Below are 25752 nucleotides of genomic sequence, written 5' to 3' on the forward strand. Positions count from 1 at the left end.
CAATGTAAACGCTTACATATTTTGTGTCGATTCAATCTCTACTATGATGTATCAATCATCACATCAACCCGTTTTTAGGTTCAACTGCACCTAACTCGTGTATAATGAAAATAGAACCTAACTAGGAAGTGAATCTATTATGCCGAAACAAGATGCAGCGGACCAGTTTGTCAAACTGATTCCTTTAATTCGTCGTAAATTGTTACGTCGATCTGATTTTCCTCAAATTCTAAACCTGAACTTCTCTCATTTCCATCTATTGATGTTGATTGAGGACGAGGGGGCTGTCACGAATGGACGAATCAGCGAGACACTCTCCATCGCGCCACCGAACGTTACCCCGCTCATCACGAAATTATTGAACGAGGGGTATATCACGCGGGTGCCAGACGAGCGGGATCGCCGCGTGATTTGGAATCAACTGACCGAGGAAGGTGAACGAATCTTACTTGAGCGCAGAGACTCATTCCGTAGACTATTCGAGGAACGTCTCGCCTTTTTGAATGAGGACGAAACTGACCGACTCATTGAGAGTTTGAAGACACTTACAGAGATTGTCGAGAAGATGGACAAAGGTGACAAGTAAAACTTTTCTCGTCAATTCCCACAACTTCTTATATAATCTGTAATGAATCTACGTACAAATGGAAAGAGAGATGACATGTAATGGGTCGTAAATGGAACAACATTAAAGAGAAGAAGGCGTCAAAAGATGCGAACACGAGTCGCGTCTATGCGAAGTTCGGTCGCGAGATTTATGTGGCCGCTCGTCAAGGGGAACCTGATCCTGAGTTGAACCAGTCATTAAAATTCGTTGTGGAACGTGCGAAGACGTATAACGTGCCCCGGGCGATCATCGATCGTGCCATCGACAAAGCCAAAGGTGGCGATGAGGAAAATTTCGATGAACTTCGATATGAAGGGTTTGGTCCGAATGGTTCGATGGTCATCGTCGATACATTGACGAATAACGTCAACCGTACGGCTTCAGAAGTTCGTGCCGCTTTCGGTAAAAACGGAGGCAACATGGGAGTCAGTGGCTCGGTCGCATATATGTTCGATGCAACTGCCGTCATCGGTGTCAATGAAATGTCGGCAGATGACGTCCTCGAACTCATGATGGAACATGACCTTGATGTGCGTGATGTTATCGAGGAAGACGAGACGGTCATCGTCTATGCAGAGCCAGAAGCGTTCCACGCCGTTCAAACTGCATTCAAGGCTGCCGGTGTAGAAGAGTTTGCCGTTGCGGAATTGACGATGCTCCCGCAGAACGAAGTGTCACTCGATGACGCTTCGCAAGAACAGTTTGAAAAACTAATCGATGTGCTCGAAGACTTGGAAGATGTGCGCCAAGTGTATCATAACGTCGAAATGTAACACGTAAGCGATAACTTTCACGAGTTATCGCTTTTTTTCATATTCGATTTGACAAGGGTCACATCATATGTTAAATTTCAAAAAGTCTTTATCATATTAAAGTGATACCAAGAGAAAGAAAACGCGAAAGGTGTTGGATCGATATGAACGCAGTATTACTTGCAGTCATCGTCTTATTTGCGCTCGCCATCAGCCGAGTGCACATTGTATTATCATTAATCTTAGCGGCGCTTGTCGGAGGGCTTGTTGGAGGACTTGGGTTCAACGATACGTTGACCGCCTTCAGTGACGGTCTTGGTGGTGGAGCGAGCATCGCACTCAGCTACGCGCTCCTCGGCGCATTCGCTGTCGGGTTATCGAAGACGGGGCTTCCGGATGTCTTAGCTGAAAAATTGATTGCGATGTCAGGTCGTGACGTGTCAGGCAAGCGTGTGATGTACGTCAAAGCATTCCTGTTGTCACTCATCTTATTGTTATCCATCAGCTCTCAAAACGTGCTTCCGATACACATCGCCTTTATCCCGATTGTGATTCCGCCGTTACTCGTACTGTTCAATGAGTTGAATGTAGACCGTCGTCTCGTAGCGATCATTTTGACGTTCGGTCTTGTGACACCATATATGTTGTTACCTGTCGGGTTTGGTGGGATTTACTTGAATGAGATTCTCATCGCAAACGTTGAAGCAAACGGCTTGACTGTCGGAGACGTCAACATCATCTCGATCATGGGTATCCCGGCATTAGGGATGGTCGTCGGATTGATAGCGGCGTTCATTCACTACCGGAAACCGAGAACGTATGACACGATTGCACTCGGACCAACTGATTATGAAGTACGTCAAATGAGTGGTTTGAAGATGATCATGACACTCGCTGTCGTTCTCATCGTCCTCATCGTTCAATTGCAGACCGAGTCGATGATCGCCTCTGCGGTGACTGGTTTGATCTTGCTTTCAATCTTCCGCCTGATTCCATGGTCTGAGGCAGATGATATCTTCACAAGCGGCATGCGCATGATGGCATTCATCGGGTTTGTCATGATCGCCGCAAGTGGATTCGCTGCCGTCATCCGCGAGACAGGTGCGATCGAACCGCTCGTCAACGGAGCGAGCGATTTGATGGGTGACTCTAAACTCATTGCCGCTCTAGTCATGTTGCTCGTCGGCCTTGTCATCACGCTCGGAATCGGTTCAAGTTTCTCGACCGTTCCAATCATTGCTGCGATTTTCGTCCCGCTCTGTGTACAATACGGGTTCTCAGTCGAGGCGACCATCGCCATCATCGGGACTGCAGGAGCGCTTGGGGACGCAGGTAGCCCAGCGAGTGACTCGACACTCGGACCTACGAGTGGATTGAACGCTGACGGTCAACACGATCACCTACGTGAAACGGTTTGGCCAACGTTCTTACACTACAATATTCCACTCATCATCTTTGGTGTGATTGCCGCGATGGTGCTTTGATCATTTTTTCCGTCGTGAATAAATGGTTCCTAATAAAATGAGGATGAGAATAAACCAGATTCCCGTATACATGAGGATTTCCGTGAACATAAAACTCCTCCTAAACAAAAGATAAGGAGCGACGGCTGTCGCTCCTTTTTATGATGAGGTTTTTAATTCGGTCTTGCAAGTATCGAGATACGCATCGACGACCTCTGCTACTTCTCGTCCTTCCCGAATCGCCCATACAATCAGGCTTTGGCCTCGCTTGGCATCCCCCGCGACAAAGATGTTTTCCGTTGCCGTCTGGAAGTCTATCGTCTTCTCGACACCGATTTTCCGCAACTCGTGCTCTGGTCGTTCAAATCCAATGGCGACGAGGACGAGGTCCGCCGGATACGTCTCTATTGAATCTTCCTCTACGAAGAAGGTTGCCTGACCATCCGGGTTGACGACTTTCGTCATCCGTTCCGTTTCAATCCCTGTGACACGTCCTTCTTTCGTGACGATTTGGTTGGAGCGAATCAAATACGTTCTCGGGTCTTTCTCATAGATCGCGAGTGATTCCGCATACGCATAATCCGTCGTAAGCGTGTCCGGTTGAAGTGGCCAAGGTTTCTCTGGTGCACGAAGCAACCCTTTTGACGGGTGCTTCCCAAACTGAACGACTGATTTTGCACCTTGACGGATTGCTGTCGCCACACAGTCGGCTCCTGTATCTCCACCCCCGATGACGATGACATTTTTGTCTTTGGCGTCATGTTCTGGTGATCGGGTCGTTCCTTTTCGCTCGTACATCGATGCCGTCAAATAATCCATCGCCATTTCAACACCACGTGCATCATCCCCGTCAATCCCGAGCGTGCGCTGTTTCTGAGCGCCTGTCGCGAAAATCACCGCATCGTATTGGTTCCGAAGCGCCTCCACTGTCACATCCGTACCGACCTCAATGTTCGTCTGGATGACAATTCCCTCTTGTTCGAGCAACCGAATGCGACGTCTCACGACATCCTTATCCAGTTTCATGTTCGGGATTCCGTACATGAGTAGCCCTCCCGGTTCATCAGCCTTCTCGATGATGGTGACCGAATGTCCGAGCTGGTTCAGTTGGTCGGCAGCCGCCAATCCAGCCGGCCCACTTCCAATGATGGCGACTGTCATCCCACTTCTTCGATGAACCGGCCTTGGTTTCACCCAACCTTCTTCAAACGCTCGATCGATGATGGTTCGTTCAATCGATTTGATCGCAACCGGATCTTCACTGATTCCGAGTGTACAAGACCCCTCACACGGTGCGGGACAAACTCGACCCGTAAACTCCGGGAAGTTATTTGTCTCCATCAATCGGTGATACGCTCCCATCCAGTCCGATTTGGTCACAAGCTTGTTCCACTCCGGGATATAGTTGTGAATCGGGCACCCAATCGTCTCTTGTCCAATCATATCCCCGACATGACAGAATGGAGTGCCACAGTCCATACAACGTGCAGCCTGCTGTTTGACCGATTCGTCATCCATTCGTGTCGCATATTCTTCATAATCCTTCACTCGCTCATCCACAAGACGCTCAGGTAATGTGGACCGTGCGATGTTTAAAAAGTTATGTTTCATGCGTTACCCCCCTCAGTCACAACCCGGAACAATTCAAGTGCTCGGTCCGCTTCGCTCAATTCCGGTCGATTCGCCTCGATTTGACGCATAACGTCCAATACATTCGCATAATCTCGAGGAACGACCTTTACAAAGTGAGAGCGAGCTTGTTCGAACGACTCTAAAATAGTCCGTGCTTTAACACTGTCTGTATGAAACTGATGCGCTTCGAGAAGTGCATAAATTTGTTCCATATCTTCATCGTTCAATTCTTTTACGACGGAGACGAGCTCCTCGTTGACGAGTCGATCGTACGCTTGATCCCCATAAAGATATGCGACGCCACCTGACATGCCGGCTGCAAAGTTCCGTCCGACATCACCGAGGACGAGAACCGTTCCCCCGGTCATATACTCACATCCATGATCGCCGACTCCTTCGACGACTGCCGTCGCCCCGGAATTTCGAACGGCAAAACGCTCGCCGACGTGACCGTTAAAGAAAGCTTGTCCGCTCGTCGCTCCGTACAAGCAGACGTTTCCGGCAATCATTTGTTTACTTTCATCAAACGGTGCATGTTTTTCAGAGATCAATGCTAATTTCCCACCGCTCAAGCCTTTCCCGATATAATCGTTGGCATCCCCGATGACGGAAATGGTGATCCCTCGTGGTAAAAATGCTCCTAGGCTTTGTCCGGCTGATCCACTGAGGCGAAGCGAAATGGTATCATCCGCTAAACCGACCTGACCGTGAACTTTCGTCACTTCAAACCCCAACTGCGTCCCGACGGCGCGATCGGTGTTTCGGATGCGACCAACGAAGAAGGTCGGTTGCAACGAGTTGATTGACCGTGAGACTGCCGGAATCAATTTTCGGTGATCATAGGAACGGTATGCCGGGTGAGCGACTTCTTCACGCTCAGGAAGTGGTGTCGGCATCGAGAGCATCGGTGCTAAATCTAACCGTTTTGCTTTCGGATGTTTCGTCTTCCATTCACTTTCTTCGAGAAGATCCGTTCGACCAATCACGTCGTCTAATGATGTCACACCGAGTGATGCTAAAATTTCTCGTACTTCTTCTGCCAAGAACGTCATCAGGTTGACGACGTGTTCTGGTTTCCCCATAAATTTCTGACGAAGCACAGGGTCCTGTGTCGCCACACCGACCGGACACGTATCTAAATGGCATGCACGCATCATAATACATCCAAGGACGACGAGTGGCGCTGTCGCAAACGCAAACTCTTCCGCCCCGAAGATGGCAGCTAGGACGATGTCTCGCCCCGTCATGAGCTTTCCATCCGTCTCAAGTGTGACTCTCCCCCGTAACCCGTTCAACGCGAGCGTTTGATGCGTCTCTAAGAGTCCAAGTTCCCAAGGAAGACCTGTGTGCTTGATTGATGTCTTTGGAGAAGCACCGGTTCCACCATCATATCCACTGATGACAATCGTATCGGCATTCGCTTTCGCGACACCGGCTGCAATCGTCCCGACGCCTGACTTCGAGACAAGTTTCACACTGATTTTCGCCTTAGGATTCACATGCTTTAAGTCAAAGATGAGTTGGGCCAAGTCCTCAATCGAATATATATCGTGATGTGGAGGCGGTGAGATGAGTCCAACCCCCGGAACGGATCCACGCACTTCGGCGACCCATGGGTACACCTTATTTCCAGGAAGTTGGCCACCCTCACCCGGTTTTGCCCCTTGCGCCATCTTGATTTGAATTTCATCGGCATGGTAAAGATATTCTGCCGTCACCCCGAATCGTCCGCTCGCGACTTGCTTGATGCGGCTGATGCGTTCGTTTCCAAACTCATCCGGGACGAAGCGGGCCCGGTCTTCCCCGCCTTCTCCAGAGTTACTTTTCGCACCGATCTGATTCATGGCGATAGCGAGCGTTTCATGCGCCTCTTTCGACAAGGACCCAAATGACATCGCGCCTGTCTTAAAACGGCGAACGATCGACGTGACTGGCTCTACTTCTTCGAGCGGGACAGGACGTTGTGTTTTAAATGCAAACAACTGTCGAATGAACTGTCCTGATGATTCATGCAGCTTCACATAAGCATCATAATATTTACGTTCATTCTCACGACAGGCACGTTGCAACAAATGAATCGTCTTCGGATTGAATGCATGTTCTTCTCCGTCTGCACGCCATTGGAAATCACTTCCCGCCTCGAGCGGACGATTCGTCGCATAGGCGGACGTATGGAGTGTTCTCGCTTCGTTTTCAAGTTCTTCAAATCCTATTCCAGACAGTTGGGACGTCGTTCCCCTGAAATGCGTCTCAATCAAATTGCAATCTAATCCGACGGCTTCGAAAATTTGGGCCCCACGGTAGCTTTGAATGGTCGAGATACCCATTTTCGACATGATTTTGACGATGCCTTCGACAACTGCTTTTTGATACGAGCGAATGGCCTCTTCAAATGAATGCGCAATTTGTTTACGTTCGACTAAATCTCTTATCGTCGCATAGGCTACGTAAGGATATACCGCATCTGCCCCATACCCAATCAAGGTCGCTGCCTGATGCACTTCTCGAACTTCACCACTCTCACAAATGAGACTACAGTTCGAGCGCAAGTTCTCTCGAATCAAGTGTTGATGAATCGCACTCAGTACGAGAAGAGACGGCATCGCAATCCGTTTATTACTGACGAGACGGTCAGATAGGACGATCACGTTCGCACCATTTCGTACAATCTGGCTGACCTGTTGCAAAAGGGCTTCAAGCGACGCCTCTAAATCATTTGTAAACGTCGTATCGACTCGTTCGAGCTTGAGCTTCTCGGCAAGTTGCTTGAGGGTTGCCCCATCAATCATCGGATGATTCAACCACACACGTTTCGCGTGACCTCGTCCAGTATGGACCGGATTTCCTTGCGGACCAATCCAAGTAAACGTAGCCGTGACAATTTTCTCCCGTAACGCGTCGATTGGCGGGTTGGTCACTTGCGCGAAGTGTTGTTTGAAATAATGGAACAAGGAACGGGGCCGCGTCGAGAGCACCGCAATTGGTTGGTCATGCCCCATCGAGCCGATTGGATCTTTTTCGTCTTTGATTAACGGAACCATATACTGTTCAATGTCTTCTTTCGTATATCCAAACGCACGTTGCACACGTCCGAGTTCAAGTAGTTCTTCTTCAACGACCTCTCGATCCTCAATGGTCATCATCTGCTTAAGCCATTTGTGATAAGGCTCTGACTTCGCAATCGTCTCTTTGATCTCATGATCAGGAATCAATCGCTTTTCAATCAAGTCAATCAACAACAACTGTCCTGGTCTTAGACGTTGTTTGGATTTGACGTTCTCTGCGTCAACCGGAATGACTCCTGTTTCAGAGGAGAGAATCAATTCCCCGTCCAATGTTTCGACATAACGCATCGGACGCAAGCCGTTACGATCTAAAATAGCTCCGATTTGCCTTCCATCTGTGAAGACGACTCCAGTCGGTCCATCCCACGGCTCCATGATGGATGAATGATACTGATAGAAGTCGCGCTTGAACGGTTCCATCTTTCCTTCGACAAATGGTTCAGGAATCAACATCATCGCCGTGTGGGCGATCGAACGACCTGTTCGTGTGAAGAATTCAAAAGCGTTATCGAGCATGGACGAGTCGCTCCCATCCTCTTGAAGCACAGGGAACAAGTGTTGAACGTCTTCGAATAAGTCTGTTGACGTGACCCCTTCCCGTGCTCGCATCGCATCGATATTTCCACGAAGCGTATTGATTTCCCCGTTATGGACTATCATGCGGTTCGGATGTGCTCGTTCCCAAGAAGGGAACGTATTCGTCGAGAAACGAGAATGGACGATGCCGAACGTGCTTTTATAGTGAGGAGATTGCAAGTCCAAATAAAATGCGGCGATTTGATTTGGCGTCAACATCCCTTTATATACGACCGTTCTCGTTGACAGGCTTGCGATATATAGGCGTAATGATTCGACTTTTTCGATTTTTCGACGAAGTTCATAGAAGACGCGTTCATTCGCATCCTCGTCTAGGAATGGACATGAGATAAACCATTGATAGATGACCGGTTGTGTGACCCGCGCATGTTCCCCGATTTGCATCGGGTCGACAGGTACTTCGCGCCATTCGATCGTCGAACAATCCAGTTCATCCGCCATCCGTTCCATCAACGTGATCTTTTCGTGAAGCTGATTCTCAGACGGCTGAAAAAAAACCATTCCGACAGCGTAACGACCGAGTGACGGAAGGTTCATGGTTTGCGTAAACAATTCGTGTGGAATCTCAGTCATGATACCCGCCCCATCACCAGCATCGATGACACCTTCTCCTCCTCGGTGCTCTAAATTACATAACATGGAGAGCGATTTTTGAACGATTTCATGTTTCTTTAGCCCATGTAGATTGACGTAAAGTCCAATCCCACACGCATCTTTCTCAAATTTTGAGTCATACAAACCAACTCGACTCATATCATCGACCCCTTTCACTCACAGTTTCGTAATTAACATTTTGTTCTAAATATTCTGAAAAATCAAGTGAGTTGCATGCATTTTTGCATAATAGAAATCTCATTTAGTCATATTGAAAGCGTATACATGACTGTTATCAATGGATTTATCGTTTTTAGTTATGTTCAATAAAGAATAAATATCCATAAATATTATTTATTTATAGGTTCTTCAGAACATAAAAAAGGATATCCTGAAGATACCCTTTTCTTGATTATTGTTCTACTGTTTTACGCGGATGATGTAAAAACGATTTCGGACGTTTCCACAAAATCAATCCGATATACCCAATCGCAAGCAATGCGAGGGCGCTGACAATCACAACATAGAGTGTGGCTTCTTCGATTCTCGCAAAGATTCCGATATATGCCCAGACGAATACGAGTGGATAGATGAAATCATGATGCCACCACATAAAGAGAAGGGCAAGAATCACACCGACCATCAGCATAAGAGAGGTCCAGGCGAGTTCATCAAGACCTAACAGCGACGTGATCTGTTCCGTCTTCATCACAACGAACGTGTTGACGATGGTCGCAACTGATACCCAGCCGATGTAGATGGAGAACGGGAACCGATCGAGCCAGCTCGTAGACGTCCGAAAAGCGATATAATACAACCAGCACAGCGTAGCCAGGAACACCACCATGATGACAAGTGAGACGACGAACCATTCGTTCGTGAATGCCAATAGCCATAAACCATTCAGCACGCAAGAGACTAAAAATCCGGCTTTCATCCGCTCGGCTTGACGATTCGCCGTCGTCCCTTTCTTTAACTGGAGCACCAGCCAGACAAGTAACGCGACATAGATGACACCCCAAATCGAGAAGGCGTACCCTGCCGGCTTAAAGTAGATATCGATGCGGTCCGAAACCGCCGCGTTGTCGCCGCTCGCGAAATAGTTGATGACGACGGTCGCTAAAAAAGCAACCCAGTTTACAATCGGCCATTTTGATAAGTCCATAAGCACGATCTTCTAAATGAAGATCAAACACCTCCTTTTGTAACATAATATTAAATACCCGCATCCATGTGACTCTACACGTACAAAGGGGCTCGCATATGCGAACCCCTTCTCCATTAAAAGTCGATTTCGTCTGGATCTGGTCCGAGACGTTCTCCTGTCGCCACTTGATCGATCTTCGCCAAATCGTCCGCATCGAGTGAGAAGTCGAAAACATCAAAGTTCTCACGGATTCGATGTGGTGTCACCGATTTCGGTAGCGCGACATGACCGGATTCAAGGTGCCAACGGAGCACAATCTGAGCCGGTGTCTTCCCATGTTTTTCTGCAATTTCAGAAAAAGCAGGGATGTCTAAAAACTTACCTTGCATGAGTGGACTCCACGCCTCGATCTGAATCCCTTCATCTTGGCAGTAATCCAACAAATCAGGTTGCGGGAGTTGTGGATGAAGTTCAACCTGATTGATGAGTGGCGCCATCAGACCGGCTTCTTTCAATGTTTCTAAATGGTGTTCTTTAAAGTTGGATACACCGATTGCTTTGATTTTTCCGGCTTCATATAAATCGATGAGATCTTTCCACGCATCGACGAACCCATCAACCGGCCAATGCAACAGACAAAGGTCCAAATAATCTGTCTGGAGTCGTTTTAACGAGTCTTCGAATGCCTCTTTCGTTTTGCCTTCACGAATGTCATCATTCCAAATCTTCGACGTGATGAACAATTCAGAGCGGTCTACACCTGAGAGATGAATTCCCTTCGCAACGCCCTCTTCATTTTTATAGATTGCAGCCGTATCGATGTGACGATAGCCTGTTTTGATCGCTTCAACGACAGCAGCTGGCGCCTCGGTTTCATTATCGACCTTCCAGACCCCAAAGCCGATCATCGGAATTTCGACCTTATTTCGTAATGTAGCGTAAAGCATCTCATTCATCCCCTTTTCATTCTAACGAGATGATTGTATCATACCCGACAATTTATTTCGGAAAACTGAATCGTCAAATCTTTTCGGGTGAATCGGAAGAACGAGAGTGCTGAAAAGATAGTCAAGAGACCGAGTAACCAGATGAAATGGATGCCCCAATACTCCTCACGCATGATGGCACCTGCGTCAAAGAGAGAGAAGAATGAGAGGTTTGACATCCAATCGAATTGATCGCTCACTCCTTGGATGATATTCATCACGAGAAAGAACGTGAATATCCCGCCCGTCACCATATAGGATTTACTACTATCATCGAATAGACTCGCAATCACATAAGCGGCCACGCCTAGGACGAGCAACATGAGCGCCCCATTCAATTGAAGCATCCACAGAACCGCATAATCGATTTGTAAATCGAACAGAAGGTCCGCTACCATTAAACTCAATCCATTCAGACCGACAAATAGCCCGACTGCCACAATCAACACAACGAAGCTTGACATCACATACGTGACCCGAGAAATCGGTGCTGCCATATACAACATGATTTCTCCAGAATCGACCGGTTTGGCCAAGAGTTTCGAGGCGAAAGTCAATGCGAATAAAACCGCGAGCACGTAGAAAATCAACCCATAATAGTTGCTCGACAATAGATTGAGAACGTTGTCCATCGCCATCGACGCGTTGATTTGGAAGACGTCGAGAAGCTCAGGTGGCAACGATTCTAATTTCGCCTCAATTAAGCCTGTTTCTTGAATAGATGGGAAGATGGCGGCTAAGAAAAAGAGATATACGCTGGTCCCGATTGAATATCCAAGAATCCAACTGCGATTCTGTTTCAACATGGAGCGAATTAACATGTCATGTCGCCTCCCCGTAATACTGCATGAACAAATGTTCGAGCTCGTCTGTACCGCTTGACAATGATTGAATCTGGAAATCCGCCAACGTTCGAATGAGATGGTTCAACTCTGATGGTGTGGAGATGGTGACCTCGACATGCATGCCGTCCCGTTCACCAGAATCGGCCGCGAATCGAACGGCTTCCGCTTCCGTTGAAAATTCGATTCGATACCGTTTCACGCTATGTTGTCGTAATTGTTCCATATCCTCTTCGATGATGATGCGTCCATCTTTAATCAACGCGGCACGGTCGCACGTCCGCTCCATCTCAGGGAAATGATGAGAACTCATGAGAATCGCTTTCCCTAATTGCTTTTCTTCAATTAACCAATCGACTAGACGCTCTTGCATGAGCGGGTCTAATCCGCTCGTCGGTTCATCCAAAATATAGACGGGCACATCTTTCATGAAGCAGGTGATGATAGCAAGCTTTTGCTTCATCCCTTTTGACATCTTCCGTACTTTCGTCGCCTCATCGAATGAAAACCGTTCACGTAATTGCCGTTCACGATCCGGATTCGTTTTGTGCAGATGGCGCGTCAATCGAATGATTTCTTCCCCTGTCATGTTTTGGGGATAATTAATTTCTCCCGGCAAATAGCCGACGCTCTGCTTCACTTGCTCCGTCTCCTGCCAACAATCGAATCCGTTGATAGTCGCCTTGCCTTCACTCGGCTTCAACAGACCCATCAAATGTCGAATCGTTGTGGATTTCCCAGCGCCGTTCGGTCCGATGAATCCGAAGATTGTTCCTGGTGTCACATGAAGGGATACATCAAAAATGCCATGTGTATCATCAAATCGTTTCGTCAATCGCTGAATCCGAATCATCTCGACCCCTCCTTTTTTGTAATATCTTAACAATATGATTACAAAACTAGTATATCACGTTCTTTTTTGAAATGGAAATGGTATATTGATTACAAAACTAGAGAAAGGAGCGCTTCGATCAATGGATGGATTTGCGAAACGCACCGAAGAAAAACAACAAGCGATCTTACGTGCCGCTTATGACTTGATGACAGAGAAGCAATCCCGATTTAAAATCAGTGAACTAGCGAAACGAGCGCATGTATCCCCTGTATCCATCTATAATTACTTCGGTTCAAAAGACCAGGTCATCGTGGAAATCTTAAAGCAAATGACAGAAGAGCAGATGAGTTGGATTGAACAGGCGATTGAGTCGAACGCTCCCTTCGATGCGTTACTCGTCGAGATCCTAAAACGAAAAATCCAGACGGCGGTTCTCTTTGACGAGACCATCACAGCAATGATTCAACAAGACCCGAACTGGGAACAGCTTGCGACTCGAGGATATACTGCTTTCGCCCGGTTGATTGAATACGGGAAGGCCCAAGGGTCAATCGATTCGACGTTATCCACTTCTTCTTATTTACGCTATGTACAATTCATGCAACAGGCTATCCTGTCCGATCCTCAGTTTTCAATCGAGAATATGAAGGAAACGATGGACGTCTACTTTCATTTCTTTTTGAATGGGGTCATGAAACGGTAAAAGGTGACTGTCTCAAGCAAGCAGACAGTCACCTTTTTTATGTGTGATAGATAAAGTCTTCAATTGGATAGAGCGATAGATCCACTCCCGCGTCTCCTGTCAGAACGAGGTCACTCAACACTTTTCCGATGAACGGGCCGACCGTCAAACCGGATGATCCCAGACCGTTCGCGACCAACAGTTTTTCTGCCCCAGGCACCCTTCCGAGTACGGGAATTGAATTCGGTGTAACCGGACGGAAGCCGACTTTCGTCTCAACGAGTTCTGCCTCAGCAAGTCCAGGTGCCGACTCCAAACCTTTCGTCAGTACTTCGTGTACACCGATTGCAGTCGGACGAACGTCGAACGCTTTTCCTTTCTCATGTGTCGAACCGATGACCACTTTCCCGTCGTCAAATCCGAGTAAATAGCGGCGTCGTGGCGGCATGACGACCGGCCAGTCAGATGCATCTGTATCCTTCAACTGGACGTGGACGAGCTGGGCCTTTTCCCCTTCGACTCGTACCGTATATCCAAGAGGCTGTAACAGCTCCGGTAACCAAGCACCCGTCGCAAGGATGATTTCATCCGCTTCATATCTCACTCCGTCACACTCCACACCAATCTCATCTCCGCTCGTCAACCGTGCTGAACCGTTGACAAATGTGACGCCACGCTTGATAGCGACTCTCTCAAGTGCAGCGCGAAAGCGACCGCCGTCGACTCTAGCCCCTCCTGTCACGAAGAGTGCATCGTATTCATCGGATAACGGTGGGAAACGATGTTGTGCCTCTGCTGCAGTCAATCGTTCGAGTTCACCGATTTCTGGCGCTTCTTCTCGACGAAGCAAAGTTCGCTCCATCATCTGGTCGAGCTTTGTTTCTTCATGGAGCGCAAGCGTCCCGACACGTTTGTATCCGGTGTCCGTCTCCCCTTCAGCCTCCAGCTCTTTGACGACCTTAGGATAATAGCTTGCTCCGCCTTTCGCCAGTGCATACCAAGCTTTGTTGCGTCGCTGCGCAATCCACGGACATACGATTCCAGCCGCGGCATCCGTTGCTCTTCCTTCTTCTTTCCGGTCAATGACCGTTACATCCGCTTTACCAGCTAAATGATAGGCAGCCGAAACACCGACGATCCCTGACCCGATAATCACTATTTTCTTCATCATAAATCTGTCTTGCTCAGACAGATGGACACATCCTTTCGTAAAAAAATCATCGACCCAACGGATCGATGATTGATTATTATTCTCTCATCGCTAGACGATAAAGTAAATCTAACAACTCGATGTAGAGCCACACGAGCGTGACGATTAATCCGAATGCCGCGACCCATTCCAACTGTTTCGGAGCCCGAGCTTCGACTTGACTTGCGATGAAGTCGAAATCTAAGACGAGAGCGAGTGAAGCGACGATGACAATCACGAATTGAACACCGATCGCAAGTGGGCTTGAACCGGTCATGAATGCCAAGCCTGAACCGAACAAACTCATAACGAGTTGCACAAGATATAACAACATGACTGTGAACATGGCTGCCATGACACCGGCTTTAAACTTCTGTGTCACTTTGACAAGCCCTGTCGTATAGACAAACCACATCGCAAAGGCGACGACAAACGTCGTTAATACGGCACGTCCCACAATACCAGGGACCATCGCTTCAAAGAAATACGAAATCGATCCGACGAAGACACCTTCGATAATCCCGTATAGGGGTGCGACGATCGGAGCCGTATTTGGTTTAAACGTGATGAGCAAAGCAAAGATAAAGCCGAGGATGAGTGACCCGATCATGAGCGGGAACAAGAGCCCTTCTCCAATCGTCGGGACGACAAGCCATGTCGTACCGGCTGCCGCTGTCACGAGTAAAAGCAAGGTGAACACTTTAGACCATGTTCCCGCTTTCGTCATCGGTTCGGCACTGTAAGCTGAGGACTGCATTGATTTACGAAGTAATGGATTCGATTTTAAGTTCAACGTTGAATAGCTCCTTTATGGTTCAGTTACTGTTTTGCGAACACGTCGATGAACGCGCGCATATAATCTGGTAAGTCTGGCGGACGACGACTTGAGACGATATGTCCGTCGACGACGACCGGCTCATCATGCCAAATCGCTCCCGCATTTTCCATGTCATCTTTGATTCCAGGCGTGCTCGTCACGTTCACCCCGTCTAGAATGTTCGCAGAAATCAACACCCAACCGGCGTGACAGATTTGACCGATTGGTCGTTTTTGTTCATCCATATAACGGACGAATCCTTTCACCGAATCGAAACGGCGCAATAAGTCAGGAGACCATCCGCCTGGCACGAGGATCGCATCGAACGATGTAATGTCCACATCATCAAACGCCACGTCAGATTTTGCTGGCACACCGTATTTACCGATATATGCGTGATCGGCCTTCTCCCCAGCGAGGATCACGTGCGCTCCCTCTTCACGAAGGCGATGCACCGGGTACCAAAGCTCTAAATCCTCGAAGTCATTACTGACAAGTTGAAGGACTTTCTTCCCTTGTAGTTTCATCAAACCCCTCCTTTTATTCATTCCCCATTATACCCGAAAGCGACAGTCACGAAAACGAAGAATCATGATTGTTTTTCCAGGATATTGATTGTGGATGATTCTTACCACTATATCTTGTGTTTCCTCCCTACAATTGATACCTTTAGTGGTAGAAGAATGAGAAGGAGGCACATCACCTATGAAGCAATATCATGACTTATGTCGACACATCCTCGACCAAGGTGTCGTAAAGGAAGACCGGACCGGGACCGGGACAACGAGTGTATTTGGTTACCAAATGCGTTTCAATCTGCAAGAAGGGTTCCCCCTGATTACGACGAAAAAATTACATATTCGTTCCATCATTCACGAACTATTATGGTTCATCTCAGGAGAGACAAACGTCCGATACCTTCAAGAAAACGGGGTCCGTATTTGGAATGAATGGGCAGACGAGGAAGGTAATCTGGGTCCGGTGTACGGTTCACAGTGGCGTTCATTCCCACGCCCGGACGGCTCGTCCGTCGATCAACTGGCTCAAGTGATTGAACAAATCAAAACGAATCCAGATTCGAGACGGTTGATCGTGTCGGCATGGAACCCAGGACAGCTTGACGAGATGGCCCTCCCGCCATGTCATCTATTGTTCCAATTCTATGTCGCTGACGGGAAGCTCTCGTGCCAGTTATATCAACGAAGCGCCGACACCTTTTTAGGTGTTCCATTCAACATCGCATCGTATGCACTTTTGACGCACATGGTCGCACACGTGACCGGACTCGAAGTCGGCGACTTTGTCCATACCCTTGGTGATGCACACATCTACCACAACCATCTCGAACAAGTGGAACTTCAGTTGTCGCGTGACCCACGTCCGCTACCAAAACTCAACATTGTCCGAGACGTCCCTTCAATCGAATCATTCCGTTTTGAAGACTTCGAAATTCTAGGATATGATCCACATCCACATATCAAAGGAGAAGTGAGCGTATGATTTCACACGTCGTCGCATATGGATTAGGTCGTGAAATCGGGAAAGACAATGATTTATTATGGCGATTGCCAGATGACTTGAAACACTTTAAATCTATCACGTCTGGTGGCACGGTCGTCATGGGAAGAAAGACGTTTGAGTCCATCGGTAAAGCGTTGCCGAACCGACGCAACATCGTCGTCACATCTGATGTTTCCTTTTCAGCCGATCAAGTCGAAGTGTGGCATGATTTAGAACGTCTCGTCGAAATGAGTCAACAGGAGGAATGGTTTGTCATCGGTGGGGCCACGTTATATGAACAGACGATGCCGATGACAAGCCGGATCTATGCAACGGAGGTCGCTGCATCGTTCGAGGCCGATACGTATTATCCCGAACGGATTGGGGAATGGTCAATTACGAGTACAATCGACCACCCGCAAGACGAAACACATGCATATGCCTTTTCATTCAAACAATACGACAAAACAGACATCGCATCATGATGTCTGTTTTTTAGTCTGGCAATTTTTCCAGCCACTGTTCAATTTTTCTCGTGATGACCTCGTCTTGTTCTCCATCCGCATAATCGTCATAGATCGCTCCGAGTTCAGACGCCGTTCGTTTCGATACAGCAAGAATGTGACTATATTTGCCTCGTTGCTCTTTCACAGCAGACAACGTCCCTTTCGCTTCTTGCGCACGCGCATCATCCAAGACGAACATCTCGATATTGTCATTACAAGAATACGCCTCGTAAGGACGGTATACGACTTCATATCGGCGATGCTCTTTCGGGAGTCGATCAGCAAGCGATGTATAGGTATTGGCAGACATCGTCACATAGGCGATTCGCTTCTCCTCACGAACAGCAGAAGTGTATCGGACGACACGATTTCGACCATCTCGTTTCGCCTTATACAGCGCCTCATCTGCGTAGGCACACCACTCTCCAAGTGTATAGCCAGTCTGGCAGACTCGGGTGTATCCAATCGACACCGTCACCTGATGATCGTATGGAAACTCCATCTCTTCGATGCGAGTTCTGACTCGCTCAAGTACCGATTCGACGATCGCACGGTCTGAAACGTTCAAGAGGATCAAAAATTCTTCGCCTCCGTATCGGATGAGCTCATCACTAGATCGAATGGCATGACGGATTTCTTCAGAAACACGATGAAGCACATCATCCCCATACGAGTGACCGAACGTATCATTCAATTGTTTGAAGTGATCGATATCGAGAAGTGCGACAGCAAAACTCTCACCAGACCGCTCCAATCTCGAGATGAACCGAGAAAAGGTCGCCTTTAAATACTTACGGTTGAAAGCACCCGTTAATTCATCCACGAGTAACGCTTTTGATACGAGACGGGATTTTTCAATATGTAGCCCGAGACGCACCAATCGTTCCTCCATCGGCACCCACGATTCCCAATAATCGTCGAATCCATATGAATAGGCAGCAAGACGATAGTGTTCATTCGTTCCGATGACAATGAGGGGAACGTAGAGTTTTCTCATTTTGCTAACGAACGATTGGATATCTCGCTCTTTAAATTGTGGCCATAATTCAACGTCCATAATGATGGCTTTTGGCACATCCTCATAATCGTATTCCACGGCTTCTTCAAGGGTCTGCAAAAATACCGGACGTGCCCCGAGCTTTTCAACGCGCGACTTGTAACGGCTAAATGTGGAAAAGCTTGCGGATAAGATAAGGACGAGATCTTCGTCCTCTTGTTCAATCCCCAAGACGGTATGGATATAACGTTTCACAGGAGAGATCAAGGTCAAAGCTTCCGCTTGTGTAAGGACGCTTGGCAACTCCTTCGCGTCAGACTCGACACGACTAAAGATTTCTAACAAATGCATCAACCGTCGTTGCCGAACTTCCTTCTTCATCCAATCGAGTAGAAACTCGATATCGCTTTTTGGAATTTGTCTCGACTCCGATATCTTTTTCAAAATCATATGTATACGCTCAGTGAGTTGACCTTGCTCCATTCCCGTCCCCCCTATGTTCGTACTCCCCGAATTCTCTTATGTTTCGATTATGCGACTTCTCAGGATAAAATACAACTATTTCCTTATTTATTTTCTGTTGTTTTACATATAACTAGGACCTACGCCCTAAAAAAGACATACTAAAAGCGGTCTTGCGACCGCTTTGTGTTATTTTTTCACTTTTAAGTTTGGTGACGTCATTTCCTCCGGACGAATCCATTGATCAAATTGCTCTTCCGTTAATAAACCAGTTTCTAAGGCTGCTTCTTTCAAAGAAGTACCGTTTTTATGTGCCAATTTCGCAATTTTTGCCGCATTTTCGTAGCCAATATGCGGGTTAAGTGCTGTAACGAGCATGAGTGACTGTTCCACATTACGTGAGATCACTTCATGATTTGGTTCGATTCCGACAGCGCAATGATCATTGAACGAATGTAAGCTGTCCGTCAATAGACGACAAGTCTGTAGGAAATTATACATGATGACTGGTTTGAAGACGTTCAATTCAAAGTTCCCTTGACTCGCCCCGAAACCGATTGTCGCATCATTTCCGAGTACTTGTGCGGCAACCATTGTGAGCGCCTCACTTTGAGTCGGGTTAACTTTCCCCGGCATGATTGAACTTCCTGGTTCGTTCTCCGGAATGGTGATTTCTCCGATTCCTGCACGTGGTCCAGAAGCCAACCATCGCACATCGTTCGCAATCTTCATCGCGTCCATCGCTAAGGCTTTTAATGCACCATGCGTGAAGACGAGTTGATCGTGACTTGTAAGGGCGTGGAACTTGTTGACGGCTGTTACAAACGGTTTGCCCGTCTCATCTGAGATTTTCTTCGCTACAACTTCACCGAACTCAGGGTGTGCGTTGATCCCTGTTCCGACAGCCGTTCCTCCAAGTGCAAGCTCCGTAAGTGGTTCAATCGTGCGCTCGATCATCTGTTTTGACAATTCAAGCATCCGGACCCACCCACTAATTTCTTGACCGAGTGTGACCGGCGTCGCGTCTTGAAGGTGCGTCCGACCAATTTTGACGATATCCTTAAACGCCTCCGCTTTTTGTGAAAGGGTTTGATAAAGCGAGTCGATTGCTGGAAGGACATCATCTTGTACGGAAAGGATGGCGGCGATGTGCATCGCGGTCGGATACGTATCATTCGAGCTTTGCGATTTGTTGACATCATCATTCGGATGAATCGTGATAGATGCTCCACGAGCCTGTAACTTTTCGTTCGCAAGATACGCAATGACCTCGTTGACGTTCATGTTTGACTGCGTGCCCGATCCTGTCTGCCAGACGACAAGCGGGAATTCCGCGTCATGCTGCCCTGCTAAAATCTCATCTGCCACCTCTGCGATGATCGCTGCTTTCTCTTCCTCGAGTACACCGAGTTCAGCGTTTGCTAAAGCTGCACCTTTTTTCAAAATGGCAAATGCGTATACGATTTCAAGCGGCATCTTCTCCGCACCAATTTTAAAGTTTTCAAGACTACGTTGCGTTTGTGCTCCCCATTTCGCCGTAGCTGGAACTTTAATTTCCCCCATTGTGTCCCGTTCGATCCGATAATCCATGTATAATTCCCCCTCTATAGTTGACTACGCTTTCATTTTAGCGAAAAACCATCTAAAAAGAAATGACTCCGTCAAAAAAGGACTCCGTCAAAAAAGCGACCAAGAATGATCTCGGTCGCTTAATTCATTCCATTCAATGCGTCGCGTGCAATCACGTCCGCTCGATTATCCGCTCGTGGGACCCATTTTAAGAACACGGTCGGCAATTCATCGTAGGCAATCAGTGCTTTCAGAAACAGAGGCTTCGCCGAAGCATCTTTCATGAAACGTTGCTCTAGTGCGCGAACAATCACTTCGGCGTCGGAATACAGCATGAATGAGGTTTCACCTTTTAATGCATGCGCTTGTTCCAGTGCATAAGCACATGCAGCCAATTCCGCATGAACGCTTGTCAATCCTTGCATGCGACGTTTAAACGTCGATACGGTACCGTCGGAAGACTTGATCCACACACCGATTCCATTATCTCCAGTCGTCTGATTGGTGGCCGCGTCAAAATAGATGTGAACCAAACCGGTACGCCTCCCAATCTGTATTGACAGGAGCATGGATATCAATCTGTGACAGTCGTTTCGACAAGAGCGCGATTTCTTCATGATCGTCTAGTTTTTTTGCATATTTTTGATGGGGCGCTTCGAGTGTTTCATTTTGAACATGCATATAAAGCGTCTCAATCGTATCGTAATGCTGAATTAAAATCGTCGCCGTCTTCGGACCGATGCCACGTACACCTGGGATGTTATCCGAAGAGTCTCCCTGCAATGCCTTCACGTCGACAAACTGATATGGTTTCACGCCATACATCAATTCAAAAGAAGCTTCATTGACGAGCTGCTCCTCACCTTTTTTCGGCATGATTTGAAACACGTTCGGAGACAACAACTGAAGTAAATCGCGGTCCGAGGAATAGAGATATGATTCACCCGGGAACGCTGTCGCGACGGCGCCCATCAAATCATCCGCTTCATATCCCGTCAACTCGGATTGTAAGATGCCTCGTTCATCCAAAGCGGCTCTCAATTTCAAATAGTCTTCGAAAAGCGGTTCCGGGAGTCCATTACGCGTTGCTTTATATTCAGGATACATCGCATAGCGGTGGGTAGACTCTCGTGTCCCGTCCCAAAAGAAAGCGATATGGGAAAAGTCTGTCGTCCAGGAATCCACCTTTCGAAGTAATCCTTTCACAGTCACTTCCGGATCTTGTGCTCGTCTTCGCTCCGTCGCAAAATAATAACGGGACAACAAATTAAAGCCGTCAACTAGAATAAGCTTCATCTTGCTCCACCTCACATGCTTTTAATCCCCGTTCTAGTGCATCTTGGTCTAGTTCCTTCCCAATCCAAACAAATACGGAACGGTCCCCTTCATGCATCTCATTTGCAAATGTCGCGCCCATCAACTGATTCGTCGCTTGAATGACAAACTTGCACTCCTCATCCTGTAAGCGGACAATCGCCTTCATCCGATACATCGCATCCTCGTAGTGCATCAAGACTTCACGAACGTAACGGGTCACGCGCTCCCGAGACAACGGACGCTCGGCACTCAACGTGATCGCACGAAGGGAGGAGACCGATTCACTCGTCTCTGTCAGTTGACTCAACTTCTGTTCATCGACACGTGACAGTTGGAACGTATTCTCAAGTAATTCGTAATCGCCTTCTGTTTGAATCGTCTCTACAATCCTAACCGTCGGATTGAGTTGTTCGATTCGGCGGCGTGCTTGATCGAGTTCATCCGACGACACTAAATCGATTTTATTTAACAAAATGAGATCGGCATAAGCGATTTGATGAATCCCTTCTTTGAACAGTTCACGGTCCATTTGACTGGCATCCACAACCGTCAAGATGGCGTTCATTTTAAAGTGTTGACGTAAGTACTCGTCATAATAAATCGTCTGAATGATCGGTGCGGGATCGGCGACACCGGTCGTCTCGATGATGACTCGGTCGAACGTTTCTTGCTTTGCCGCGAGTTGATAGAACGTCTTACTCAAATCATTTTGGATGGAACAGCAAATACATCCGTTTGAGAGTTCGATCTGCTCTTGGTCCATCTTGACGATCAATTGTTCATCGATATTTATCGCGCCGAGCTCGTTGACGATCAGACAAATCTTTTCATCCGTCGCCGCGAGTAAGCGGTTCATATACGTCGTCTTGCCTGCTCCTAAAAACCCGGTCACTAATTGTACGGGAATCATGATACCACCCTTTTCTTACAAATCTTCGTGCGCGCGAGCCCATTTCTCATAACGCGCATCCAATAAATCAATCAAGTGAAGCATCCAAGCCTCCGTCGTCATCGGGAGAACACTCGATCCCCACTCACGTTTCCCATGATGTGATAAAATCATGTGCCAGATCCGGTGATGGACATCCAATGGCAGTTGCGTCGACGTCTGGCGTAACGTTTCTTCAAACAATAGCCCACCGTATGGCATATGCCCGATTAGTGTGCCCATCGGGTTGATGGAGATGCCGGTCGTTTCACTTGTGCCCTCAACGGGAGATAACTTCTCAAAACGATTCGGACTAGATAACAGATGACTGTATTCATATATTTTTCCGATGTCGTGGAAGAGGATTCCAAGTGCAAGTTCATCCCAATTCAACGGTTCTTTCCGCTCGGCCATCGCTTCACAGGCGGCATACAGCGATTCAAACGTTCCTTTATATGCCTGTTCGATTTTAACACCGTTCATCGTATTCCAAAGGTCGACTTTGTGCAACTGCTCCGCTTCTTTGATAACACGAAACACCATCGCCAAATAGTCATCTTGCTCTTGAATCCGATAGCCGAGACGAAGCATACACACGGTATGCTTCAATAGACCTCCCGCATAGTTATGATGGTGGTAGAGTGCCGCTGGCGATAGTACGAAATCATCCCAAACGAAATCAAGGAGGCCGCAGGCGATCTGTTGATAGGTCGGTGACAACGTATCAATCAAACTGAACAATTCATCCGCAAACTGCTCCATCGTCTCATCCCCTGGCAAGCCTGGTAATAACGAGATTGCCTCATCTTTTGAGATAGGATGGACGCGGTCAATCGTAATCGATTTGGCGCCATCCGGTTTTGGATAGACATCGATTTTCCCGGACAATTCGATGACACCCGATTCATAGATTGGAAGTAGTTCACTCTCATTTCCACGTAGCCAATGTTTGGCACGCATCATCCCGTTCGCCGTCGTGATACTTAGTTGAAGCCATTTAGCACCATTCTTTCCTTCTCTAACCTCGACTGTACTGACGAGCGCTTTTGTTTGGACAGGGGTCCCATCGGCTAACTGGTCTAAACGGTCCTTTGATTTTTCTATTTGCGGTATTTGAAATCGATCACGGTTCATTAATGAACCGATGACTGGATCAATTTGTTGATAATAGTTCATAATCATTCCCTCCTCGCATCTTCTGACATTGTATCGTGTTTCCGCTCATTAGGCGAACATACTTTCTAGTAGGGTCTCGATTTTGCCATCATTACATTGAAAGCGCTTACGATTATTGATACGATAAAAGTAGTTCGATAAAGGGGGAAACGAGAATGATTTCATTAATCGATACGTATGAGCGTTTCATCGCCTCGGGGGAAGCGACACGTTATGCACAAGAACAACAATCCATTGAACATATTCTACAAGCGTCAACTTGTCCGGTGGGCATGCAGGACTTAGAACAGTCACTCACGCATCTGTCCGGTAATCCTTATGCTAAAGATGCATCACTCGACAAAATTGTCGAACATGAGATGAAAGGGGCCATGGCGGCGCTTGAGCTTTCTGGTTACCCACTTCAGACACCGCTAGCGAAAGCAGTCATCTTGTCTGCGTTCGCTCGAACGAACCGACTCAATATTGATAAGCTAAAAGAACTGAGCCACGCCGATCTTCTCGTCCGAATTCAATCGGCAGAGCGCGCTTGGAAGCGGACATACACATTGTTACACCGTTCGACGCCGACTCAGATTTGTGGTCAAATGGATTCACTCCTCGGTGGATGCGCCATCCAACGCGTTCTTGAGGCAATTAAACAACCGGGAACGACAAAAACAGCATAAGAAAAGGAGCGGTCCCCGGGCCGCTCCTTTTCTTATGCTCATCCTTCTGTTACTTCAACTGCATCCGGCTCATATAACGTCACGTTACGTGCCGGAGAGAATGTCGAAATCGCATGTTTATAGATCAATTGTTGACGACCTTCTGACTCGACGATGACGGTAAAGTTATCAAATGACTTGATGACACCTCGAATTTGAAACCCGCTCACTAAAAATACGGTCGTTGGTACCATTTCTTTTCGAAGTTGATTCAAAAAATGGTCTTGGATGTTGTAGCTCGCTTTCATGCTGGATTCCCCCTAGTCTTTATCTCTTTAAAATAATCGGAATTTTCGAAAAAACCCCTCTATATCATCATAAATATTTTTATATGATAGTTCAAATGATTTTCGACCCATATCCACCCAAATTCCATCAAATTGATGACGGAACCAAGTTAATTGCCGTTTTGCGAACTGTCTTGTGTGCTGCTTAAGCAAATCTGTCGCTTTCTCTTTCGAGATGTTTCCATCGATGAATGGAATCACTTCTTTATACCCGATGGCTCGCATCGCCTGCGTCTCACGATATCCTTGTGCCAAAAGTCGTTCGACTTCCTCGACCAGTCCTGCTTCCATCATCGCATCGACGCGTTGATTGATTCGGTCGTATAATATCTCACGATCTGCGTGGAGGACGAACAATCGATAATCATAATGTTCGGATGGCGCACTGTCCGTCGTCTGTGTATCCCCTTGCATCGCTACCTCGAGCGCCCGCACGACGCGACGGACATTATTCGGGTGAATCGTAGCCGCACGCTCTGGGTCAAGTTGAACTAATCTTTGATGTAACGCCTCACGTCCTTCGACTTCTGCCAACCGTTCGAGATCAGCCCGCAACGCCTCATCCACAGGTCGCTCCACGAATTCATAGTCATATAAAATCGAGCGAATGTATAATCCTGTTCCTCCGACAATAATCGGTAATTTGCCACGGGCATAAATATCATCGATGGCGGCACGAGCCAACTGTTGAAAAACTGCGACACTCATGGCATCATCCGGGTCACAAATATCGATCAAATGATGCGGGATCCCTTCGGCCTCTTCTTTCGTCACTTTTGCTGAACCGATGTCCATGCCCCGGTATACTTGAACCGAGTCACCCGAGACAATCTCGCCGTCGAACGCTTTTGCGAGTTCGATGCCCGTCTTCGTTTTGCCAACAGCGGTCGGACCGACGATGACGACGACAGGTGTTTTTTTCATACTTCTCACTCCTCAATTAAAAACCCGTCTCCTCGCGAGACGGGCCATCAAATTCTTCTTTTTATTCTATCATCAAATACGACGGCAAACAGCATCCAACCACATAAAAGTAATCCGAGTAATAACACGAGACCATCACTCATCTGCTTTCGCCTCCTTTAGCTTCCTCAT

General features: G+C 47.4%; 24 protein-coding genes. 7 read left to right on the plus strand and 17 right to left on the minus strand.

Annotated elements, in window-relative coordinates; all coding sequences use genetic code 11:
• Positions 1-139 precede the first annotated feature (139 nt).
• The 3 genes from KNO61_RS04375 (at position 140) to KNO61_RS04385 (ending at position 2843) form a co-directional block, all read left to right on the plus strand.
• A complete protein-coding gene (locus tag KNO61_RS04375; protein WP_078146836.1) occupies positions 140-586 on the plus strand; it encodes a MarR family winged helix-turn-helix transcriptional regulator in 447 nt (148 codons plus the stop codon).
• An 80-nt stretch (positions 587-666) separates the two neighbouring features.
• On the plus strand, positions 667-1380 hold the full coding sequence (locus KNO61_RS04380; RefSeq protein WP_012726206.1) for a YebC/PmpR family DNA-binding transcriptional regulator: 714 nt from the start codon (positions 667-669) through the stop codon (positions 1378-1380).
• A gap of 143 nt (positions 1381-1523) precedes the next feature.
• Complete coding sequence (locus KNO61_RS04385) at positions 1524-2843, plus strand: Na+/H+ antiporter family protein (protein ID WP_214731379.1); 1320 nt, start codon at positions 1524-1526, stop codon at positions 2841-2843.
• A 138-nt stretch (positions 2844-2981) separates the two neighbouring features.
• On the opposite strand, the gene KNO61_RS04390 is transcribed toward KNO61_RS04385, so the two are convergent.
• The 6 genes from KNO61_RS04390 to KNO61_RS04415 all read right to left on the minus strand — a co-directional run bounded on the left by KNO61_RS04390 (position 2982) and on the right by KNO61_RS04415 (position 12538).
• Entirely contained in the window at positions 2982-4433 is a 1452-nt protein-coding gene (locus KNO61_RS04390) for a glutamate synthase subunit beta (RefSeq protein ID WP_214688798.1), read from the minus strand.
• Complete coding sequence (gene gltB / locus KNO61_RS04395; protein WP_214684373.1) at positions 4430-8869, minus strand: glutamate synthase large subunit; 4440 nt, start codon at positions 8867-8869, stop codon at positions 4430-4432. Before gltB ends, KNO61_RS04390 begins: the two co-directional genes overlap by 4 nt.
• 253 nt (positions 8870-9122) lie before the next feature.
• On the minus strand, positions 9123-9875 hold the full coding sequence (locus KNO61_RS04400; RefSeq protein ID WP_214872674.1) for a tryptophan-rich sensory protein: 753 nt from the start codon (positions 9873-9875) through the stop codon (positions 9123-9125).
• 116 nt (positions 9876-9991) lie between these two features.
• Positions 9992-10804: an aldo/keto reductase gene (locus tag KNO61_RS04405; protein WP_078146830.1), complete on the minus strand. Its 813-nt coding sequence runs from the start codon at positions 10802-10804 to the stop codon at positions 9992-9994.
• Between the two features lie 38 nt (positions 10805-10842).
• On the minus strand, positions 10843-11664 hold the full coding sequence (locus KNO61_RS04410) for an ABC transporter permease subunit (RefSeq protein WP_214872675.1): 822 nt from the start codon (positions 11662-11664) through the stop codon (positions 10843-10845).
• A gap of 1 nt (position 11665) precedes the next feature.
• A complete protein-coding gene (locus KNO61_RS04415) occupies positions 11666-12538 on the minus strand; it encodes an ABC transporter ATP-binding protein (RefSeq protein WP_214684377.1) in 873 nt (290 codons plus the stop codon).
• Between the two features lie 121 nt (positions 12539-12659).
• On the opposite strand from KNO61_RS04415, the gene KNO61_RS04420 reads away from it, so the two are divergent.
• Positions 12660-13223, plus strand: a complete 564-nt coding sequence (locus KNO61_RS04420; protein WP_214684379.1) for a TetR/AcrR family transcriptional regulator — start codon at positions 12660-12662, stop codon at positions 13221-13223.
• A 37-nt stretch (positions 13224-13260) separates the two neighbouring features.
• Here KNO61_RS04420 and KNO61_RS04425 read toward each other — a convergent pair whose 3' ends face one another.
• The 3 genes from KNO61_RS04425 to KNO61_RS04435 form a co-directional block, all read right to left on the minus strand.
• Positions 13261-14370 (minus strand): NAD(P)/FAD-dependent oxidoreductase, encoded by a 1110-nt coding sequence (locus tag KNO61_RS04425; protein ID WP_214688858.1) that lies wholly within the window; start codon positions 14368-14370, stop codon positions 13261-13263.
• A gap of 79 nt (positions 14371-14449) precedes the next feature.
• Positions 14450-15184, minus strand: coding sequence for a Bax inhibitor-1/YccA family protein (locus tag KNO61_RS04430; RefSeq protein WP_074037099.1), 735 nt, complete (start codon positions 15182-15184; stop codon positions 14450-14452).
• A gap of 26 nt (positions 15185-15210) precedes the next feature.
• Positions 15211-15735: a type 1 glutamine amidotransferase domain-containing protein gene (locus KNO61_RS04435; RefSeq protein ID WP_074037100.1), complete on the minus strand. Its 525-nt coding sequence runs from the start codon at positions 15733-15735 to the stop codon at positions 15211-15213.
• Between the two features lie 178 nt (positions 15736-15913).
• On the opposite strand from KNO61_RS04435, the gene KNO61_RS04440 reads away from it, so the two are divergent.
• Entirely contained in the window at positions 15914-16708 is a 795-nt protein-coding gene (locus KNO61_RS04440; RefSeq protein WP_214684381.1) for a thymidylate synthase, read from the plus strand.
• Positions 16705-17193, plus strand: a complete 489-nt coding sequence (locus KNO61_RS04445) for a dihydrofolate reductase (RefSeq protein ID WP_214688801.1) — start codon at positions 16705-16707, stop codon at positions 17191-17193. The genes KNO61_RS04440 and KNO61_RS04445 overlap by 4 nt, the downstream gene beginning before the upstream one ends.
• A gap of 10 nt (positions 17194-17203) precedes the next feature.
• Here KNO61_RS04445 and KNO61_RS04450 read toward each other — a convergent pair whose 3' ends face one another.
• The 6 genes from KNO61_RS04450 to KNO61_RS04475 all read right to left on the minus strand — a co-directional run bounded on the left by KNO61_RS04450 (position 17204) and on the right by KNO61_RS04475 (position 23663).
• Entirely contained in the window at positions 17204-18694 is a 1491-nt protein-coding gene (locus KNO61_RS04450; RefSeq protein ID WP_078146823.1) for a GGDEF domain-containing protein, read from the minus strand.
• A 168-nt stretch (positions 18695-18862) separates the two neighbouring features.
• A complete protein-coding gene (fumC, locus tag KNO61_RS04455; RefSeq protein WP_214684382.1) occupies positions 18863-20263 on the minus strand; it encodes a class II fumarate hydratase in 1401 nt (466 codons plus the stop codon).
• A 119-nt stretch (positions 20264-20382) separates the two neighbouring features.
• Positions 20383-20775, minus strand: a complete 393-nt coding sequence (locus tag KNO61_RS04460; RefSeq protein WP_078146821.1) for a reverse transcriptase-like protein — start codon at positions 20773-20775, stop codon at positions 20383-20385.
• A complete protein-coding gene (locus KNO61_RS04465; RefSeq protein ID WP_214872676.1) occupies positions 20756-21538 on the minus strand; it encodes a 5'-3' exonuclease in 783 nt (260 codons plus the stop codon). The genes KNO61_RS04460 and KNO61_RS04465 overlap by 20 nt, the downstream gene beginning before the upstream one ends.
• Complete coding sequence (locus tag KNO61_RS04470) at positions 21519-22469, minus strand: CobW family GTP-binding protein (RefSeq protein ID WP_214872678.1); 951 nt, start codon at positions 22467-22469, stop codon at positions 21519-21521. Before KNO61_RS04470 ends, KNO61_RS04465 begins: the two co-directional genes overlap by 20 nt.
• A 15-nt stretch (positions 22470-22484) precedes the next feature.
• On the minus strand, positions 22485-23663 hold the full coding sequence (locus KNO61_RS04475; RefSeq protein ID WP_214872679.1) for an HD domain-containing protein: 1179 nt from the start codon (positions 23661-23663) through the stop codon (positions 22485-22487).
• A gap of 155 nt (positions 23664-23818) precedes the next feature.
• On the opposite strand from KNO61_RS04475, the gene KNO61_RS04480 reads away from it, so the two are divergent.
• Positions 23819-24331 carry a hypothetical protein gene (locus KNO61_RS04480; RefSeq protein WP_012726186.1) on the plus strand — a complete coding sequence of 171 codons (513 nt, stop codon included), beginning with the start codon at positions 23819-23821 and terminating at the stop codon, positions 24329-24331.
• Positions 24332-24369: 38 nt separating this feature from the next.
• Here KNO61_RS04480 and hfq read toward each other — a convergent pair whose 3' ends face one another.
• Entirely contained in the window at positions 24370-24618 is a 249-nt protein-coding gene (gene hfq / locus KNO61_RS04485; RefSeq protein ID WP_012726185.1) for an RNA chaperone Hfq, read from the minus strand.
• 27 nt (positions 24619-24645) lie between these two features.
• Positions 24646-25581, minus strand: a complete 936-nt coding sequence (miaA, locus tag KNO61_RS04490) for a tRNA (adenosine(37)-N6)-dimethylallyltransferase MiaA (RefSeq protein WP_214757068.1) — start codon at positions 25579-25581, stop codon at positions 24646-24648.
• Positions 25582-25752 lie beyond the last annotated feature (171 nt).

It is taken from the genome of Exiguobacterium sp. s140 (assembly GCF_018617035.1).
GTDB lineage: Bacteria > Bacillota > Bacilli > Exiguobacteriales > Exiguobacteriaceae > Exiguobacterium > Exiguobacterium profundum.

Coding starts and splice junctions, on each gene's coding strand:
- KNO61_RS04435 (WP_074037100.1), bottom strand. CDS start 15,735: ATGAAACTACAAGGGAAGAAAGTCCTTCAACTTGTCAGTAATGACTTC.
- KNO61_RS04475 (WP_214872679.1), bottom strand. CDS start 23,663: ATGAACTATTATCAACAAATTGATCCAGTCATCGGTTCATTAATGAAC.
- KNO61_RS04445 (WP_214688801.1), top strand. CDS start 16,705: ATGATTTCACACGTCGTCGCATATGGATTAGGTCGTGAAATCGGGAAA.
- KNO61_RS04440 (WP_214684381.1), top strand. CDS start 15,914: ATGAAGCAATATCATGACTTATGTCGACACATCCTCGACCAAGGTGTC.
- KNO61_RS04470 (WP_214872678.1), bottom strand. CDS start 22,469: ATGATTCCCGTACAATTAGTGACCGGGTTTTTAGGAGCAGGCAAGACG.
- gltB (WP_214684373.1), bottom strand. CDS start 8,869: ATGAGTCGAGTTGGTTTGTATGACTCAAAATTTGAGAAAGATGCGTGT.
- miaA (WP_214757068.1), bottom strand. CDS start 25,581: ATGAAAAAAACACCTGTCGTCGTCATCGTCGGTCCGACCGCTGTTGGC.
- KNO61_RS04450 (WP_078146823.1), bottom strand. CDS start 18,694: ATGGAGCAAGGTCAACTCACTGAGCGTATACATATGATTTTGAAAAAG.
- KNO61_RS04420 (WP_214684379.1), top strand. CDS start 12,660: ATGGATGGATTTGCGAAACGCACCGAAGAAAAACAACAAGCGATCTTA.
- KNO61_RS04415 (WP_214684377.1), bottom strand. CDS start 12,538: ATGATTCGGATTCAGCGATTGACGAAACGATTTGATGATACACATGGC.
- KNO61_RS04390 (WP_214688798.1), bottom strand. CDS start 4,433: ATGAAACATAACTTTTTAAACATCGCACGGTCCACATTACCTGAGCGT.
- KNO61_RS04385 (WP_214731379.1), top strand. CDS start 1,524: ATGAACGCAGTATTACTTGCAGTCATCGTCTTATTTGCGCTCGCCATC.
- KNO61_RS04480 (WP_012726186.1), top strand. CDS start 23,819: ATGATTTCATTAATCGATACGTATGAGCGTTTCATCGCCTCGGGGGAA.
- KNO61_RS04375 (WP_078146836.1), top strand. CDS start 140: ATGCCGAAACAAGATGCAGCGGACCAGTTTGTCAAACTGATTCCTTTA.
- hfq (WP_012726185.1), bottom strand. CDS start 24,618: ATGAAAGCGAGCTACAACATCCAAGACCATTTTTTGAATCAACTTCGA.
- fumC (WP_214684382.1), bottom strand. CDS start 20,263: ATGGATTATCGGATCGAACGGGACACAATGGGGGAAATTAAAGTTCCA.
- KNO61_RS04405 (WP_078146830.1), bottom strand. CDS start 10,804: ATGCTTTACGCTACATTACGAAATAAGGTCGAAATTCCGATGATCGGC.
- KNO61_RS04380 (WP_012726206.1), top strand. CDS start 667: ATGGGTCGTAAATGGAACAACATTAAAGAGAAGAAGGCGTCAAAAGAT.
- KNO61_RS04400 (WP_214872674.1), bottom strand. CDS start 9,875: ATGGACTTATCAAAATGGCCGATTGTAAACTGGGTTGCTTTTTTAGCG.
- KNO61_RS04465 (WP_214872676.1), bottom strand. CDS start 21,538: ATGAAGCTTATTCTAGTTGACGGCTTTAATTTGTTGTCCCGTTATTAT.
- KNO61_RS04425 (WP_214688858.1), bottom strand. CDS start 14,370: ATGAAGAAAATAGTGATTATCGGGTCAGGGATCGTCGGTGTTTCGGCT.
- KNO61_RS04410 (WP_214872675.1), bottom strand. CDS start 11,664: ATGTTAATTCGCTCCATGTTGAAACAGAATCGCAGTTGGATTCTTGGA.